The 18685-nt window shown below is 50.7% G+C and carries 13 protein-coding genes and 1 riboswitch; of the genes, 2 read left to right on the forward strand and 11 right to left on the reverse strand.

Annotation, left to right across the window (positions count from 1 at the left end; genetic code table 11):
- Positions 1–4: 4 nt before the first annotated feature.
- From CR205_RS11035 to queG, 9 genes are all read right to left on the reverse strand, one after another.
- The gene (locus CR205_RS11035) at positions 5–1315 is read right to left on the reverse strand and encodes an amidohydrolase (protein ID WP_110519499.1); all 1311 of its coding nucleotides are present in this window, start codon (positions 1313–1315) and stop codon (positions 5–7) included.
- Positions 1312–2517, reverse strand: coding sequence for a M20 metallopeptidase family protein (locus tag CR205_RS11040; protein ID WP_110519501.1), 1206 nt, complete (start codon positions 2515–2517; stop codon positions 1312–1314). The genes CR205_RS11035 and CR205_RS11040 overlap by 4 nt, the downstream gene beginning before the upstream one ends.
- Before the next feature lie 129 nt (positions 2518–2646).
- On the reverse strand, positions 2647–4194 hold the full coding sequence (locus CR205_RS11045) for an AbgT family transporter (RefSeq protein ID WP_407923567.1): 1548 nt from the start codon (positions 4192–4194) through the stop codon (positions 2647–2649).
- Between the two features lie 562 nt (positions 4195–4756).
- The gene (locus tag CR205_RS11050; RefSeq protein WP_110519503.1) at positions 4757–5806 is read right to left on the reverse strand and encodes a ribonucleotide-diphosphate reductase subunit beta; all 1050 of its coding nucleotides are present in this window, start codon (positions 5804–5806) and stop codon (positions 4757–4759) included.
- Positions 5807–6051: 245 nt separating this feature from the next.
- Positions 6052–8226 (reverse strand): ribonucleoside-diphosphate reductase subunit alpha, encoded by a 2175-nt coding sequence (locus CR205_RS11055; RefSeq protein WP_110519505.1) that lies wholly within the window; start codon positions 8224–8226, stop codon positions 6052–6054.
- 411 nt (positions 8227–8637) lie between these two features.
- A riboswitch (cobalamin riboswitch) is annotated at positions 8638–8819 on the reverse strand.
- A gap of 97 nt (positions 8820–8916) precedes the next feature.
- The gene (gene trmL / locus CR205_RS11060) at positions 8917–9390 is read right to left on the reverse strand and encodes a tRNA (uridine(34)/cytosine(34)/5-carboxymethylaminomethyluridine(34)-2'-O)-methyltransferase TrmL (protein ID WP_110519507.1); all 474 of its coding nucleotides are present in this window, start codon (positions 9388–9390) and stop codon (positions 8917–8919) included.
- Positions 9391–9550: 160 nt separating this feature from the next.
- A complete protein-coding gene (locus CR205_RS11065) occupies positions 9551–10450 on the reverse strand; it encodes an amidase domain-containing protein (RefSeq protein ID WP_236634745.1) in 900 nt (299 codons plus the stop codon).
- 293 nt (positions 10451–10743) lie between these two features.
- Positions 10744–11274, reverse strand: coding sequence for a methylated-DNA--[protein]-cysteine S-methyltransferase (locus CR205_RS11070; RefSeq protein ID WP_110519509.1), 531 nt, complete (start codon positions 11272–11274; stop codon positions 10744–10746).
- Positions 11275–11408: 134 nt separating this feature from the next.
- Positions 11409–12554 (reverse strand): tRNA epoxyqueuosine(34) reductase QueG, encoded by a 1146-nt coding sequence (queG, locus tag CR205_RS11075; protein ID WP_201745374.1) that lies wholly within the window; start codon positions 12552–12554, stop codon positions 11409–11411.
- Positions 12555–12898: 344 nt separating this feature from the next.
- Between queG and CR205_RS11080 the strand changes: the two genes are divergently transcribed.
- Positions 12899–13285, forward strand: coding sequence for a DUF302 domain-containing protein (locus CR205_RS11080; protein WP_110519511.1), 387 nt, complete (start codon positions 12899–12901; stop codon positions 13283–13285).
- A 558-nt stretch (positions 13286–13843) separates the two neighbouring features.
- Here CR205_RS11080 and CR205_RS11085 read toward each other — a convergent pair.
- Entirely contained in the window at positions 13844–14044 is a 201-nt protein-coding gene (locus CR205_RS11085; protein ID WP_110519513.1) for a DUF2188 domain-containing protein, read from the reverse strand.
- Positions 14045–14241: 197 nt separating this feature from the next.
- Here CR205_RS11085 and CR205_RS11090 point away from each other — a divergent pair, with 197 nt between their 5' ends.
- On the forward strand, positions 14242–15117 hold the full coding sequence (locus tag CR205_RS11090) for an SDR family oxidoreductase (RefSeq protein WP_110519515.1): 876 nt from the start codon (positions 14242–14244) through the stop codon (positions 15115–15117).
- A gap of 252 nt (positions 15118–15369) precedes the next feature.
- Here the strand turns inward: CR205_RS11090 and CR205_RS11095 are convergent, their stop codons facing one another.
- Entirely contained in the window at positions 15370–18441 is a 3072-nt protein-coding gene (locus CR205_RS11095; protein ID WP_110519517.1) for an efflux RND transporter permease subunit, read from the reverse strand.
- Between the last annotated feature and the right edge of the window lie 244 nt (positions 18442–18685).

An 18685-nucleotide genomic window follows, 5' to 3' on the forward strand; every position in this document is an offset into this window, starting at 1 on the left:
TCGATCACTCCTCTTCTGTGAGACTGATTTCCGTAACAGCTGATGCAAACGCGAGAAAGCCGATTTTAAGCACGGCTTCATCAAAGTCAAAAGACGGGTGGTGATGGCCAGCCGGCAGCGGCGTTCCGAAAATCATGTACGACGCCAGCCCGCCCTTTTTCTGCACCCGGTTGATCATATGTGTTACATCCTCCGACGCCCCGAGGGAAACCGAATCGAGAACTTGAGTAACCTGGTCTGTACGTGAGGCTGCTTTCGTGATCAGCTGCTTGAGCTCCTGATCGCACGCAGCGACGGTTCCAGTCCCGCAGACAGAGAAATCAGCCGTTACGCCATACATGGCTGCAGCAGCTTCACTGATCCGCTTCGTTTCCTCAAGCACGTAGCGGTTCAGTTCTTCTGTTTCCCCTCTTGTTTCCCCGGTTAAATAGGCCTGTTCCGGTATAATATTGCGGCCGGACCCCGCTTTAAGGGTGCCAACGTTCAGACGTGTGGCACCACCTGAGTGCGGTGCGATGCTGTGGAGGTTCTGCACGCACGCGGCGGCTGCTAGCAGAGCATTTTTCCCTTCTTCAGGCCGCTTGCCCGCATGAGCAGCGGTCCCTGTGAAAGCCAAATCAAACTTAGACGTAGCAAGAAACTGGTCTGATCCTGCACTGATCGTGCCAACCGGCAGATCCTCGATTCCAATATGGCCGCCAAGAAAATAATCAGCGTGGTCAAGCCAGCCTTTTTCCACCATTGCTTTCGCTCCGCGGCTGCCTTCCTCGGCCGGCTGGAACAGAAGTACAAAAGTGCCTCTCAACTGATGCTGGTGATCGTGGAGAAAATGGGCAACCGCAAGGCCGATTGCCGTATGCCCGTCATGGGCACATGCATGCATCCTTCCTTCCTCAGCCGAGCGAAAGCCTTGATCCTCTGGTAAATGACCAGGCACAGACGCTTCATTTACCGGCAGAGCATCAATATCAAAACGCATAGCCGTTTCAGGGCCGGGTTTCCCCGTGTCCATTGTGGCCACAACGCCTGTCCTCCCCCGGCTGATCTGTTTGAGAAGTGTTTCCGGAACTCCGGCAGCACGGGCTTTTTCTTCGGCCTTCCTTAGCTCTGCTTCAGCCGGAACCCCCATACGGGCTTCATTTACAAGACAGTCGTCCCCGATATAAAGGGTAAAAGAAAGACGGCTGAGTTCTTCGTAAATGCGCCACGTGGTCCGGTATTCCGTCCATCCGGTTTCAGGTTCACGATGAAACTGACGGCGCCACCCTTTCAAGAGCGGTTCCAGGCGGTCTGCGTACTCATCCAGATGAATCATTCCCCATTCTCTCCATTCAGCCGCTCAAGAGCATTGATCGCCAGCTGGGCCATCGCTTCTGTTCCGAGCACGAGGGACTCTTCGTTAATATCAAACTGGGAATCGTGAAGCGGCTTCTGCGTTTCACGCTCAGGAATGGCCGTACCAAGCCAAAAGTAAAAACCCGGATATTCAAGGAGAAAACGGCCGAAATCCTCTCCACCGAGACTCGGATTTACATGGGGCACTGCATCTTCACCGAGGAGGTCGTGTGCTGTTCTGGTGACCGTATCCACCCATTCGGGGGAATTGACAGTGGCCGGGTACCCGTCTTTGTAGTCAAGGGAAAACGTCACTTCGCTTGCGTCTGCAAGTCCTGCCAGTGCTGTTTTCATTCTGTGCTTGACCTTTTTCTTTACCTCGTCCTTGTTTGTTCTGACCGTGCCTTCGATCGTAACGCTGCTCGCAATAACGTTATAGCGGTCCCCGCCTTTGATCTCTCCAAAGGTGATGACGGCTGATTCCATCGGATCCACATTACGGCTCACAACAGTCTGCAGATGGGTAATCACCTGGGCAGCGATCACAATCGCATCCTTTCCCTGATGGGGCATACTCGCATGCCCGCCAGCCCCTTCAATCGTCAGGGTGAAGCGGTCGGAATTGCCCATCACCGGACCATTAACGATGCCGAGCTGGCCGACCGGAAGATCAGGCCACATATGCTGGGCGAATATCGCATCCGGCTTATGTTTATCAAATACCCCGTCTTTCATCATATTGGCAGCACCGCCAACGGGCGCCAGTTCCTCTGCAGGCTGAAATACGAGCAGAACCTTTCCCGCGATCTCCTCTTTCATCTCGTTCAGCAGTTTTCCGGTGCCCATCAGCATAGCTGTATGGGCATCATGGCCGCAGGCGTGCATTTTCCCGTCTGTTTTCGACTTGTATTCCACCTCGTTTTTCTCAAGAATCGGAAGCGCATCAATATCGGCCCTGAGGGCTACCGTCCGCCCCGGTTTTCCTCCTTCGATGATTCCGAGAATACCGTGAGTGGCAAAACCGGTTTCAAATGGAATCCCCTCTTCCTTCAAAAACTGCTGAATCGTCCGGGACGTTCTTTCCTCTTCCTGGCTCAGTTCAGGATTTTCATGAAAATGTCGGCGGTAACTTACGAGCATGTTTTCAAGCTTCTTTGCTTTTCCTTTTACGTTCAGTGTCATAGCATGACGCTCCTTTATTCTCACTTATTTTTCCTGAATGGTGAAAGTTCTTTTACTCACAGCCGATCCTGTAAACAGGAAAAAGAGAAGTTGTGCATTACAACTCCCTTTTCCCGTTTCGTGTAAAATTTATAGGTTCATTCCTACACCAGGTCCAATCGGCAGCCCGATCATTGTCCAGACGACGAGAATCAGAATCCACACTGTAAGGAAAATCAGACTGTACGGAAGCATAATCGCAAACAGCGTTCCGAACCCTGCGCTTTTATCGTAGCGTTTCATAAAGGCAAGCACCATCGGCACATACGGGTTCAGCGGTGTAATGATATTTGTCGATGAATCGGCAATCCGGTAAGCGAGCTGCACAAAGGCCGGATCGTACTGAAGGGCCATAAACATCGGGATAAAGATCGGCGCCATCAGCACCCACTGTGCCGATCCGCTGAAAATAAACATGTTCAGCAGCGCAGCGAGAAGGATAAAGGCAACAATAACCGGCAGTCCGGTAAAGTTGATGTTTGTAAGGGTCTCAGCTCCGCTGACAGCAATGAACGCCCCCAGGTTTGTCCATTCAAAGTACGCAATAAACTGTGATGCGGCAAAGATGAGTACGATGTAGCCGGACATGTCTTTCATTGCGTCGGCCATGTACTCTGGAATGTCCCGCGTCCGCTCGATTGCTTTTACCGTCAGACCGTAAGAAATGGCGACAACAATAAAGAAAAACAATATGATCGGTACGATGTTTTCAAGGAAAGGAGACGGAACAATCTCCCCATCTTCGCCACGCAGAATTGCATTACCGGGAACAATAAGCAGACTCACAAGAGCCAGGTACACAAGTCCTGCAATGCCGGCGTTACGAAGACCGCGGTTCTTCTCAGGTGTAATCTCCTCAAGCTTCTGATCCTTTACGTCGGCTTCCCCGAGTGACGGATCGTATTTTCCAAGGCGCGGTTCAATTATTTTTTCCGTAATCCATGTTCCGATAAACATGAGCATTAGAACGGAAAACAGCATAAAGTACCAGTTATCAACCGGGGTAACGAATGCTTCCGAACTGACATTGCTCGCAACCTCTGTAGAGATCCCGGCAAGTAGGGCATCCGTGCCGGTAATGATGACGTTAGCCGTAAATCCGGCACCTACACCTGCAAAACCGGCCGCAATCCCGGCAAGAGGGTGACGGCCAAGAGCGTAGAAGACCATCGCCGCAAGTGGCGGCACAATAACAAACGCAGCGTCTGAAGCGAGGTTACCGATAATACCTGTCGCAATGACGGCATATGTGACAAGACTTTTCGGTGCATTGAGAATCGTCTTTTTCATAAACGTTTCAATCAGACCGACTTTCTGTGCCAGCCCGATCCCGAACATCATCACAAGGACAAGTCCAAGAGGGGCAAAACCGGTAAAATTATCGAGCATTGAAGAAATGATGTACTCGATTCCTTCAGCGGATACCATGCTCTGGATCTGTTCCATTTCTCCAGTTTCCGGATGCTCAAAGCTCACATTGAAAAAACTGATAATCCATGAAATTCCGATAATACCAAGCGCCAGATAGACAAAAAGCATGAATGGATGGGGCAGTTTATTCCCGGCTCTCTCTACAAAATCAAGAAACCTGGAGAAAATGCCTGTTTTTTCGTTCGTGTTGTTTTCTGCAGCCAACAGCCTCACTCCTTTTTCAATATTGTTGTTTTCGGACAATGTCTTTAATCATTCCGTTATTAAGTAATTTATCATCTAATGATTGGTATGTAAACATTAAATTTTAATAATAGACTTATTTTTCTGACTACTTTAAGTCCCCATACCCTGTCGCAGAAAGATTTGAACGTAAAATCAAACCTGTTTTTTGAAGTGTTTTTGAATGAGGCTCGTTGGTGTGGAGAAAAGTGAATCTTGGGAAAATGCAGAAGCTGGTCAGGAGGTGTGTTTACAGACGAAGATCCGAACAGTGGCCAAGCGGCGAAAGTGAAACGCCGTTTTTTGTTCGGATCATCATCTTAATATTTTTGTGGTCCCAATCTCCGATTTTCATCAAGCGAGGTGAATTTATAAGCGAAAATCCTGGTTTATGAGCGGAGAATTGAATTTATAAGCTAAAACTTGAATTTATAAGCGAAAACCTGATTTTATAAGCAAATTCTCTATTTTATAAGCGAAATCAAATTTAAGCCCCATTTATCTAAATCAAAAATCCTTGGGAACCAGGCTTCGCCAGATCTGGTCCCTAAAGATCATCAAACCCGTTGTCTGCACCGACCTTGGTGTACTGGCGTGACTTCTGTTCAAAGAAATCAGTTTTGCCCGAATTAACATCTTCATAGATTTTAATCCAGCGCATCGGGTTTTTCCGGTGCCCTTCAAACGGCCTTTCCACACCGAGCTCGTTCACCCGCTTATTTGCCATGAACCGGATGTACTGTTCGAGATCATCCAGATTGATTCCCTCCACCGGTGTGCGGAACAGGTACCTGGCCCAGCCGATTTCAAGGTCGGCTGCTTTTTTAAACGTGTCCTGTACAAACCGGTGGTTTCTATCTGTGTTCAGCTCCGGGTATTCCGTGAGCAGTTCCTTAAAGATCCTGGCGAACAGATGCACATGGAGCTGCTCGTCCCTGTTAATGTAGTTGATCATCGTGGATGTGGAGACCATTTTCCCGTTTCTGGCCAGGTTATAGAAAAAGCTAAAGCCTGAGTAGAAATTCAGTCCTTCGAGAACCACATCATACACAATCGATTCCAGAAAAGTCTGTGGCGACGGATCCTGGATGAAGGCTTCATAGCCCTGTGCGATAAAATCGTTCCGCTCCCTCAGCACCTCATCATGCTTCCAGTATTCGAATATCTCGTCCTGTGTCTTTTTATCAGTAACGCTTGAGAGGACGTACGAATAGCTCTGGTTGTGCACCACTTCCTGAAAGGACAGCACCGTCATTAAGGCAGACAGGCTTGAATCGGTCAGGTAGCCGGCCACATGCTGGGAGTAGTCGGTCTGGATACTGTCAAGAAACGCCAGCAGGCCGATGATTTTATTGAACGCTTCTTTTTCATGAGGCGGCAGGGCCTCATACTGCCTGATGTCGGAGCTCATATTGATTTCAAACGGCGTCCAGAAATTGGCCAGCATATTTTTGTACATCGGATAAGCCCAGGAAAAGCGGGTGTCGTCCCAGTTCAGTACGTTGGAGCTTTCACCGTTTATGAGTCCGGTCGATGCGTTCGGCGCAGCCGGATCGTATAGTTTTCGTTTTTTCATAGAAGGGGATTGTTCGTTCATCTGTATCGCTCCTTTTTGTTGTGTCAAAAAGCCAGCCATTGTTCTCATGATTATCTGTTTCGAAAAGGTTGTTATACTATGACGCTGCAGGCGGACCCTTTCCGCGGGCAACGCCTCAGCCTCCTCAGGAAAAACGCCCTGCGGGGTCTTCGCCTGTTGCTTTTCCCGCCGGAGTCGGCGCCTTTCGCTCATAAATTATTCGGTCAATAGCAGCAATCATTAAGAACACTGCATTCCTAAGAAATTCAGCTTGAACAGCTCTCGCATTCGTCAAATTCACCAGAGGTCGACCGGACGTAATAGGTGGTTTTCAGGCCTTCCTTCCAGGCAGCCAGGTGAAGACCGAGCAGCTCTTTCGCCTGGATCGTGTTTTTCACATACAGGTTAAAAGAGATACCCTGATCGACCCAGCGCTGGCGGGCTCCGTTCTGTCTGATGCTCCAGTGCTGGTCTATGTCGTGGGCACGCTTGTAGAACCAGGTGGTTTCGCTGTTGAGATCCGGTGCCGTTACAGGAATCCGGTAGTTTTTCTTTTCCTCGGCATACTCCTTCCGGTAAATTGGGTCAATCGACGCGGTCGTCCCTGCCAAAATTGCAGTAGACGAGTTTGGCGCCACCGCCATCAAATACCCATTACGGAGACCGTTTCTTTTTACAAGGTCCGCCGTTTCAGCCCAGGCTCCGCCTTCATAGCCCCGTTTCGAAAAGTACGTACCGTCCTGCCATTCCGAACCTTCAAAAGCAGGATAGGTTCCTTTTTCCGCTGCGAGAGCCGCGCTAGCTCTGATCGTCAGTCCGGCGATTTTTTCGTAAAGCTCATAGGCAAAACTGACAGCCTCCTCGCTTTCCCAGCGAATCCCTTTCTTTGCGAGCAGGTGGTGCCACCCGTATGTGCCGAGGCCGATTCCCCGATAGGTTTGATTGGTGATCTGGGCCTGGGGCACCTCGAGACTGTTTATGTCGATCACGTTATCCAGCATTCTCACCTGGATCGGGACGAGCCGCTCAAGCACGTCAGCCGGCACCGCCTTTGCCAGGTTCACCGAGCTCAGGTTACAGACCACATAATCACCGGCCTGTTTTTCGATGATAATCGTGCCACCGTCCCCTGTTTCCTTTTTCACCGTTGTCGGGCTCATGTTCTGCATAATTTCCGTACACAGGTTGGAGCCGTAAATCATGCCCCGGTGACTGTTCGGGTTTTTCCGGTTCGCTTCATCTCTGTAAAACATATACGGTGTGCCGGTTTCAAGCTGTGCGATCATGACCCGCTTCATGAGGTCAATCGCTGGCACCGTTTCCCGGCTCAGCACCGGCTCGTTTACACACGCTTCGTACTTCTCGCGGAAGCTGCCGGCACCTTTTTCCTCGTCATAAAAGTCCTCCAGAGAGAAGCCCATCCGCTGCCTTACTTCGTGGGGATCAAACAGGTGCCACTCGCCTCTCTCGTCCACCTTTTCCATAAACAGATCCGGAAGAGAGATCCCGGTAAAAAGATCATGTGTACGCTGCCGCTCGTCCCCGTTGTTCAGTTTCGCATCAAGAAACGCGAAAATATCCTTGTGCCAAACATCAAGATAAACCGCGATCGCACCCTGCCGCTGTCCTAGCTGATCCACGCTTACCGCTGTGTTGTTCAGCTGCTTCATCCACGGCAGTACACCGGAGGAATTTCCTTTGAAGCCTTTAATCGACGAGCCGCGGGCCCGGATTTTCCCGAGGTAGATGCCGATGCCCCCCCCGTTTTTACTCAGCGTCGCAGCATCGGTCACGGAATCAAAAATTCCTCTCAGACTATCGTCCATCGTATCGATAAAACAGCTTGAGAGCTGGCCGTGGGTTTTGCCGGCGTTGGCAAGCGTCGGAGTGGCAACCGTCATATACAGGTTCGCCATCGCCCAGTACGCTTCTTTTACATAGTGGAGACGTCCATTCCTGTCCTCATCCTGCATCAACGTCATAGCGGTAATCATAAACCGTTCCTGAGGCAGTTCCACCTGCTCGTTCTGGTGGTTTTTCGCCAGATACCGGTCAATGAAGGTGTGGAGCCCTAGAAAGGTAAACTGGCGATCATAGTCAGGATCAAGCACTTTTGCAAGCTCCTGCATTTCCCCCATCAAGTACTTTTCAGTAAGCACCGGATCGTAAATGCCTTCCCCGGTCAGGTGTGTGACTGTTTCGGCAAAAGTGGCATAAATGTCTTCCACTTCGCAGAAACGATGCGCTGCGATTTTTTTATAGTAGTCTTTCAGGCGATAATGGGCAGCTACGTAGGTCCAGTCAGGCTCCTCACTGCTCAGGCGGTCGAGGGCCATCTGCTGCAGCTGCCCCGCTGTGTATGTACCTTCCTCCTCCGGCCATCCGGACCAGTTCAATTCCGTATACGTTTCCTGAATCGTCTGCTCTTTTACTTTTTCCATTACAGATCCCTCCTGTTTTTTCCATCGCTAGTTTCATAAGAAATTCCGCTGCAGTCGGACGCTTTCCACCTGCATCATTTCAGCCTCCTCGGGAGAGTTCCTGCTTCTTCCTCTGCCAGCATGCCCTTCGAAGCGATCTGTGTTGAAGCAACTCGAAGCGTTTTCGAGAAGCAAACGCTCGTCGCTGAAGTCGCCGCCTTCCGCTCCACTTTACACATTCAAAAAAGGCCCTTTCCGCGGGGGAAAGAGCCTTGTTCATATCAGCAGCAGGGATCTACAGCCGGCAGACAAACCGGTCCGGAGTATGTAAACAGAATGATTTTAAGCCGGATGGACAAACAAGCCCCGGCGGAAAAAAGCGAATGCAGTCTTACATACCTGCCGCTCCATGAACTCAATCCCCGAAGTCATGAAACTCTCGAAATACCGGCAGGTCTCCTGACTCATGCGTCATCCTACTCTGAGCCTTCCCATACCATTACGGTACAGTGGTTTCTCATTTCGTCAGCATTCACAGTTGCGGGGACAGTTCCGGTTTTATCGTACCGGATTCCCTTTTAAGTCTGCTTGACACCAGCATTTCAGCGTATCAATATATTGAATTTTCAAAACTAATAAACACTATATATTGTACTCTAACGCAGTTTATCGTGAAATGCAAGAACAAACCATTGCATTTTTCACATCCGTTTATAGAATGCTTTTAAACTGCTGCTGCCTCAGTGCTTCGTACACGAGAATTGCCGCAGTGTTGGACAGGTTCAGTGACCTCACCTTATCCGTCTGGGGTATTTTAAAACAGCGGTCCCGGAACCGCTCCGTCACCTCAGCAGGAAGACCTGTCGTTTCCCGCCCGAAAATAAAGAAATAGTCTTTCTCTGTATCGGTGTAGTCAAGCTCATGATAGTGCTTTTCCCCGACGGTCTCGATAAAATAAAACTCGCCGCCGCTGTGGGTTTCAATGAATTCGTCAAGACTGTCATAATAATGAATGGTCACGCTCGGCCAGTAGTCACAGCCGGCTCTTTTTAGCATCCTGTCGTCGGTGGAAAAGCCGAGCGGGCGGATCAGATGGAGCGATGTATTGGTTGCTGCGCACGTGCGCGCAATATTTCCGGTATTGGCCGGGATTTCCGGCTGGTACAGTACAATATGGTTACTCATTTCTTTCACCTCTGGTTATGTTCATCGAATACGAGTGATCAGTAAAGCTGACGCTGAAGGTTCTCATTTCCCTGATTCAAACGTCCATGAGTCATTATACCAGAAAAAAGAGCCGGTTCCCCGGCTCCAGTCATTGCGCTGCGGCTCTGTTGCCGATTTGTCAGTCTACGAGATGAAAAAACTTGTACTTGATGTTCGGTGTCCAGGCGGTCGAGTCTTCGTAGTTCCAGTACCGCATCCGGCTGTTCGTCGTATTGGCGTTTACAAGGGGCTTGTTTTCCTTATCCTTGCCGACGACGATCGTCGTGTGGTTCCAGCGGCCGTCACCTGTAAAGTCATAGCAGATGATATCTCCCCTGATCAGTTCCTCCGGGGACTGGACCTCCCGTGCTTTGATGACCGGTTTGGCCCCGCTTACGTACCAGCGGAAGGCGTTGGCCACCGTCCAGCTGTAACTCCAGTTACTTCCCCGGTACCACCAGCCCTTTCCCCTGCTGCCCGATCCGGTCATCGGCACACCGCCTGCATGAATACACTGGCTGATGTAATTTGTACAGTTGTTTTCGAACTTTTTATAAGCCGGGTTCGGTGTATTCCACCAGCGCTCTGCATAACGAACCGCATCTAGTCTGTTGTACCGGCGGTATTCCGGTGCATCCGTATCCCTCGCAGGCAGTTCCGCCTCTTTAACCGGCAGCTCCTCCATACCCGATCCTTCTTCATTAACAAGGTAATCGTCCGACAGTTCCCCATCCTCAAGTACAGCCCGCCGCAGCTGCATCTGTTCTTCCATATACAGCTGTCCTCCCTGACGGATTACATGCTGAAAATAAAGAATATAATCATACAGTTCCTTATCCGCAACCGACTGATGACGGATAATGTGGCCGTCTAAAATGTTTTTAATGATCGACGCACCGCGGGAATAAAGCTGCTCTTCTTTACGGGCAAATGCCTCACCTTCGTTCATCCTGAAAAAAGGCAGTCCCGCCGCGTCCGATACATAGCACTCGTGGCAGTGGGCGATGTACTCCTTCAGCCGCCTTGTCGTCCTGTTCACCTACACCGCCTCCTCACGTCTCTTCTGTCATTCTATGCAGAAAGAGCAGAGAATCATGCCGGATAACAAAAAGAGAGCCCCGCACTCAGACGGCAGCTCCCTTGTATAATCGTCTATGCTAAAGTTGGTTGTTGATTTCCGCTCACTGCGCTCCCTTTCCGCGGGCGGTTCGGGAGCCTCCTCGGGAAGAGCACCCTGCGGGGTCTCCACTGTGCGCGCTATTCCCGCAGGAGTGTCGCGCATTCGCTTCAATTAAAATCAACATTGGTCTTTAACACAGCCATATAAAAAAATTAGGAAATTCTCTCTATAGCACCTTCCAGACGGAGAAGGTGTTCTTTTTTGTCCAGACCGCCGCCGTAGCCGACCATCGAACCGTTGCTTCCGATCACGCGGTGACACGGAATGAGAATCGGTACCGGATTCTGGTTGTTTGATCCGCCAATCGCCCGCACCGCTTTCGGCGCGCCGATCTCCAGGGCGATCTGCTTATAGGATTTCGTTTCCCCGTAAGGGATCAGCTTCACTTTTTCCCATACGAGACATTGAAACTTCGTACCTACCAGATCAAGTTTCACATCAAACGTCATTCTGGTACCTGCAAAATACTCTTCAAGCTCGGAGACAACAGGCTGAAGTTTTGCTGCATCTTCTTTAATCTCTGCATTCATGAAATGCTTCTTCGTCCATGTGCGGATTGCTGAACACGTTTCTTTAACCGGACCGAATTCGATCAGACACACACCATAGTCGGTGCTCGCAATCGTTAAGGCTCCGATCGGACTATTCATTTCCGTTACGTAAATGAATGACCGTTTCGACATACATAACCCCTTCTTTCAGTCCATCATTATCCTTTATCAAGCCTGATCTGCAGCGGCTTTTTCAGCCAGGCAGCCAACACGTGCAAAAAAAGGACTAATCTTATCCTACTGGACAACGCCATTACTTTCCAAGACTATATTTCCTTATTTAAGAGGATCTCAAGCCCTTTATCGATCTCAGCAAGCACTTGAGGGTCCGTTTCTCTTAGTTTCGCCTGTTTAAGCACGGATTCGGACTCCTCCCCTCCGCCAATCACACCAGCCGCCCAGGCAGCCGTACCGCGAATGACCGGACGGGGATCCTCGAGCATCAGATCATAGAGAACAGGCAGTGCCGACTCTTCCTTAAAATGTGCCAGAGCAATAATCGCATTTCTCTGAATCGGCTTCTTCCCCCGCCACGAACCGGCAATCCGTCCGTACGTATCCTTAAACTCCCGGTTTGTAATCGTCAGCAGCGGTTCAAGCTTCGGCTTCACCACCTCAGGGTCAGGTTCCAGTTCCTCATGATGATGAAAATCCTTTCCTTTGTTCTCGGGGCAGACGACCTGGCACGTGTCACAGCCATACAGCCGGTTGCCGAGTTTCTTTCGGAACCGGTCCGGCAGAAAGTCTTTCGTCTGTGTCAGATAGGCGATGCACTTGCCCGAATCCAGCTGTCCGCCCTGGACAAGCGCCCCGGTCGGACACGCATCCACGCACTTATTGCACGTGCCGCACTGATCCTCGATCGGCTGGTCAGGTTCCAGCGCCACGGTGGTAATCATTTCCCCTAAATACATATACGACCCGAACTCATGAGATATGATTGCACAATTTTTTCCGCTCCAGCCAATTCCGGCCCGCTCGGCCACCGCCCTGTCCGATAGCTCCCCGGTATCAACCATCGAGACACTCCTTGAACCAGGGACACGCTCCTCAATGAATGCCTCAATCTGCCGAAGTTTTCGCCTCAGCACGTGGTGGTAGTCTTCGCCCCAGGACGCCCGGCAGAATATACCCCGCCGCTCACCCTTTTTGGAAACCGGTGCATCCTTCATTTTCGAAGGATAAGCGATCGCAATCGCAATAATCGTCTTCGCCTCGGGTAAAAGCAGCTCCGGTCTGGTCCGCTTCTCAAGATCCTGCTCTTCAAACCCGCTCTCATACCCGAGCTCCCGGTGTCGCACAAGACGATCCTTAAGTGTCAGAAACGGATCCACCGACGCAAAGCCCACCTTATCAACGCCTATGCTCTTACTATATGCAGCGATTTCTTCCTTTAACTGGGCTCCTGTCACAAAAACCACCCCCTTCCGTTCATTTGGATATAAAATGGTAATTAAGACCCGGTGAACACGCTGTTTTTCCAGCATTCCGTTGATTTCCGTTGAAGATCCCGTGCAAAAAAGCAGCTGCGCGCCGGTCACCGGATTCCCTTTTTTCAGACTCATATTTGGCTATTTCCGCTCCAATAATTTCCCGCAGGCCTGCCGTAAAGGGGAGGGCAGGCCGGAAAATACTCGCACCGTATTTTACTATCCCCAAAACCGGGTGTCAAACGGCCCAATTTTCAGGTTTCGCAGGTATTTCTCCCGGAAATGCAGAAAGGTGTAGGGACTATACTCTGGGAGGTATGTATGCAATGAATTTTGATTTTACAGTACAGACAGACAAAAAACCTGAGCAGGTTCTCACTGATCTTGAGAACATCCTGAAGGAAGCTTCATTTGGTGTTCTCTGGTCGTTTAACGTGAAAGAAAAGCTCGACGAAAAAGGTGTCGGCTTTGATACGGACTACTTTATTCTTGAAGTGTGCAACCCGAAGATTGCGAAAGATGTTCTCGAATCGACCAAAATGGCCGGCTACTTTCTGCCGTGCAAGGTTGTCGTTTACGAAGCAGACGGCCAGACCTACATCGGCATGCCGAAGCCGACAACACTTATGGAACACGTCGGCGGCGATGATGTCATGAGAGTTGCCGAAGAGGTGGAAAATACCCTTCGCGAATGCTTCAAGAAGGCAGTCTGATTTAAGACTTGGGATTCAGGTGAAGTCAGGACAGAATGTCACGGGATTGGCGGGAAACAGCCCGCCAATGATTGGCCGAGTTCGGACATAACTTCTCCTGGGCTGGGAGAAGTGTCCGCACTTTGGCCAAGTTCGGACATAACTTCGCCTGAGCTGGGAGAAGTGTCCGGACTTTGGCCGAGTTCGGACATAACTTCGCCTGAGACGGGAGAAGTGTCCGCACTTTGGCCAAGTTCGGACATAACTTCGCCTGAGCTGGGAGAAGTGTCCGGACTTTGGCCGAGTTCGGACATAACTTCGCCTGAGACGGGAGAAGTGTCCGCACTTTGGCCGAGTTCGGACATAACTTCGCCTGAGCTGGGAGAAGTGTCCGCACTTTGGCCGAGTTCGGACATAACTTCGCCTGGGACGGGAGAAGTGTCCGAACTTTGCGGCTCCAGAAATTGCCCACCACCTGCACTCAGCAGCAAAAACGGTTCCAGTTATCGTATTTCGATAACTGGAACCGTTTTTTAGGTAATCAGAGACTGTTCTGCCCCAGCCCCATTAGTCGGGGAATTACTTATACGTTTTTTCATCTACGATTTCATGCATATGATTGTAGATGATCAGCCGGCTTGGACGGTTGTCCCCGGCTATTTTTTCGGCCTCTTCAATGGCCTGGTCCATCTTATCGAACGATGTCTCAGGTGCCACATCCTCAATCTTAACGAACCATTCGTCTGCATCTTTGTTTGGTCTCACGGTGTACTCTTTCATATCTGGTAATCCTCCTTCTATGCGAGTCAAAGAGCTTATTTGCTCGTATTGTCGCTATTTCCGTTAACAGTCCTAAATAAACCTGTTTACCGGAACCGGTCAAAAGGACTGATTTTTACTCATACTTTAAATACTGCGTTTAACGTAAGGGCAAACTGGAAATGGAATCACATACCAATAGAGGAGAGTGACCGACCATGGATTATAATGAAGCAAAAGATATGCAGAAGGACGGACAGCCTGGACAACGCCAGCGACAGCCTGGATTTGAATACGAAATGGATCCGATGCCGATCTTTGACGACCCTGACTATAAAGGGAGCGGCAAACTGGAAGGCAAAACGGCTCTGATCACTGGAGGCGACAGCGGAATCGGACGAGCGGTCAGTATTGCCTTTGCCAAGGAAGGTGCTGATGTTGCGATCGTCTATAAGGATGAACATGAAGACGCCGAAACAACGAAGAAGCTCGTCGAGGATAAAGGACAGCGGTGTATCCTGTTTGCCGGTGATATCGGTGACGAACAGTTCTGCCGGGACTCGGTTGAAAAAACAGTTTCTGAATTCGGTCGTCTTGACTGTCTCGTCAATAACGCTGCCGAACAGCATTTTGCCGAGGATCTCAGGGAGATTTCCACTGAGCAGCTGAAGCGAACGTTTGACACGAACATATTCTCGGTTTTTTATTTCACCCAGGCTGCCCTCGATCATTTACAGGAAGGCAGCACAATTATTAACTCTGTCTCCATCGTTGCCTACCGCGGCATGCCGGTGCTGATGGACTACGCAGCGACAAAAGGGGCACTCGTTTCCCTTACCCGCTCCCTTTCCGAAAACCTCGTTTCCAAAGGGATCCGCGTAAATGCTGTCGCGCCGGGTCCAATCTGGACACCGCTGATTCCGGCTTCCTTCCCCGAGGATAAAGTGGCGGAATTCGGGACAACCAGTCCGATGGGACGCCCGGGCCAGCCTGCCGAACTCGCACCAAGCTACGTATACCTCGCCTCCGACGACTCGTCCTACGTGTCCGGCCAGGTAATTCACGTAAATGGTGGCGAAATTATAAACGGATAGAGATTTCAGGAGCCCTCGCCGGTCATGATTCATCGTCCGGCGGGGGTTTTTGTGTGGATATATATTACATGTATTCCATTTAATATGTTCGATTCCGGGAAATCCAGAGCCAATTCCGGAATATGAGCCATAATTCCGGGAAATTGACCACGAATTCCGGAAAATCCCCTCAGTCTCAGCACTATAGTGAGTTATGAAAAAAAGCGGGCCTCCCGATCAGGAGACCCGCTCTTACTCTAAACATTCAATCCACTACGACGCTTCTTCCATCTCCGCCGGCCGCTTCGATCGTTTTCCTCCAAACAATCTCCGTGACATGCGGCGCGCCCCTGTCTTCACATCCTCAAACAGGAGATAAACGGACGGGATCAGAACGAGTGTAATCAAAGTGGCAAACAGCAGGCCGCCGATAATGACTGTGGCAAGCGGTGCCTGGTAGCTGCTGGCGGTCCCTGTGGCAAGCGCCAGCGGCAGCATCCCGGCCACCGTAGTCAGTGTCGTCATAAAAATCGGACGGATCCGGTTCTGACCCGCTTCTTTTACCGCCTCAGACGCACTCATTCCTTCCTTGCGCAGCTGATTCGTCCGGTCGATCAGCAGGATTGCGTTATTGAGCACAATCCCGATCAGCATGAGCAGCCCCATGGCCGACAGCATGCTCAGCTCCTGCTGGGTAATGAGAAGGGCGAGCACCGCCCCGATCGCCGTCATCGGAATGATGGACATGACGATCAGCGGGTGGGCGAGACTGTTAAACTGGACCGCCATCACTACATACACCAGGAAAATGGAAATGGCTACAACCATCATCAGATCCAGGATCATTTCCTGCTGGGCCGACACATCTCCCCCGGTACTTACCGAAAGACCTGAAGGAACATCAAGTCCGTTTACAGCCTGCTGCACATCGCGGGTGACAGAACCTAAATCCCGGCCTTCGATTCCGGCAGTGACCGAAATAAACCGTTCCCCGTTGTCCCGGACAATTGTTACCGGGGAAATAACCGGTTCCAGGCTCGCAAACGCGGATAAAGCTTCCGGTCCACCGGCTGTCATAATTTCAAAATCGCCAAGAGACCGTTCGCTGTCAATGGTGTCCGCACTTCTGGCAATCACCGGCACAGTCACACCGCTGCGGACCACTTCACCTGCCGGCACCTCCCCGAACACACCCTGGAGCTGGCCGAAAACCTCAGTCCGGGTTATCCCTGCTTCTTCCATCGCTTCGTCATCAAACACGAGCAGCTTTTCTTCCCGAGTTTCCTCTGCCGAAGTGGATACGTTTACGAGGCCTTCAATAGTTTCAAGCTCCGCTACGAGACTTTCACTCAGTTCCTCCGAGGCGGCAAAATCCGCGCCTTTTACACGGAGCTGAACCGGCTCGCCGCCCATCGGCCCCATGCCGGCCATCCCGACAGACGTAATCGGATACTCATCCTCAAGATCACGGATCGCATCATTGATCGCCACGTTTACGTCTTCCTGGTCCATCGTAATCTGATCCCCGGTTGTCATGTTCACGAGCATAAACATGAACGATGGATCATCGATCAGCACACTGGATGCCACATCCGGGATCTGATCAAGTTTTTCCGCAATCGCACTGGCCACTTCCTGACGCTCCTCCGCTGTCAGGCTGCCCTCAAGCTCGATTGGCACCTCAGCGTAACGGTTATACACGTCCGGCATAATCGTCACCGGCACCTTCGTCGTGAGTGCCATTGACCCGGCAAACACAAGGAAAAACAGAAAGATCATCCCATACCTGCGCCGTTTTTTCTCTGACAGCCAGCCGATCAGACTCCCGTATCCGCCAGTGATCCTCCCGCGTTTTTCCCCTTTGTTCCTATCCTTTTCACGGAGCTTCAGGAAGTTATCCGCAAGTGATGGAATCACGGTAAAGGACACGATGACGGAACTCACAAGGGTAATGACAATTACCATGCTTAGCAGCAGTACAAACTGACCTACCTCACCGCCAAACAATCCTACAGGCACAAATACGACGACGGTCGTCAGCATGGAGGCAATAACAGCTGTGGCCACTTCCTTCACGCCTTTAGAGACCGCCTCCATCCGCTCATACCCCTGCTCCTTTTTCCGGTAGATCGATTCCAGGATAACTATCGAGGCGTCCACCATCATCCCGATCCCAAGACCGAGGGCGATGAGCGTAATAATGTTGAAGCTGTACCCAAACAGCCACATGCTTGTAAATGTAAGCAGGACCGATACCGGAATCGCCACACCTGCTACGATAGTAGCTCTGAAATTCCTCAAAAACAAAAGTAGAATAATCAGTGCCAGCACACCGCCGATTAACACGTTCTGTGTCACCCCGTCCAGAGCTTCAACCACGTAATCAGCCTGGTTGACGACCTCATTGAAACCAAATTCGGATACAAGACCCGCTTCCTTAATGTCACTTACCTCCGCACGGATATCCTCTGCCATCCCGATTTGGGTATAGCCTGTGGCCCGGCTGATCTCGATAAAGATAAAATCCCGGCTGCCGTCCTTCCATGCCATCGATGAACGCTGATTCGCGACTTCTGATACATCTGCAAGCTCACTTAATGCAACCGGTCCGTTCGCTGACGGAACCTTCATTTCCTGCAGGTCCTCTATGGACTGAAAAGCCGTGTTCCAGCGGAGTGCAGGTGAATGTTCCTCTTCGGAGAGTTCCCCTAGCGTCGTCTCGCTGTTTTCCTGCTGAATGAGTCCGGTCACCTGCTGGAGATCCAATCCGTTTTCCGCCAGTGCCTCCCGGTCAAACGCAATCACAAACTCCGATTCCTGAAGACCGCTCAGACCCACTTCCCTGACCGAACTGAGCGACTCGAGCCGCGGTTTTACTACGTCCCGGGCAAAAGCCGTCATTTCTTCAAGGTCCCCGCCTGACACTTCCATGTAAAACTCCGCATCCTGATTCGTACTAAGCGCCATCACATGGACAAAATTCAGGCCGCTGACTGATGATTCAAGCGGTGCGATACTGCTTTCCAGTTCATTTTTAACCTCCCGCATACGCCCCTCTTCAATTTCAACGAAAATTGAACTGTTACCCGTTGTGGTGGTAGACTGATAGCCTTCCACCCCATCTGTGCCCGCAAGAATCTGCTCGATAGGGGCAGTTACCCTCTCTTCAACATCCAGTACACCCATGTCACCGGCACTCGCACTGATAACCGCGTAGTCAAAATCGATCTGCGGCAGCAGTTCCCGGTCCAGCTTCGTTAACCCGTACACGCCGAATACGACCACAAGTGTAACCATTAACCCGATTAAAATTTTCCGTTCCACCAGCTTCATTAAGATGCCCATACCCAATCCCTCACTTTTCGTTTTCTCCGCCTTTTTTTACGCACAACCCGGGCGAAAGTTTCCATTTTCATGAATGTATTTTCAATTAATTCCTTTTATAAGTTTACCTTCACGGCTTTCTGTCTGAAATAGGCCCGGGACTGTTTTTTTCTACGCCTCAAGACCGATTAGGTTATCTTTCTTTTTGGCTCTGTTAACGTTTATTGCTGATTTCCGCTCAGCGCACTCCCTTTCCGCGGGCACA

Origin of the sequence: Alteribacter lacisalsi (assembly GCF_003226345.1) — a bacterium.
Lineage (GTDB): Bacteria > Bacillota > Bacilli > Bacillales > Salisediminibacteriaceae > Alteribacter > Alteribacter lacisalsi.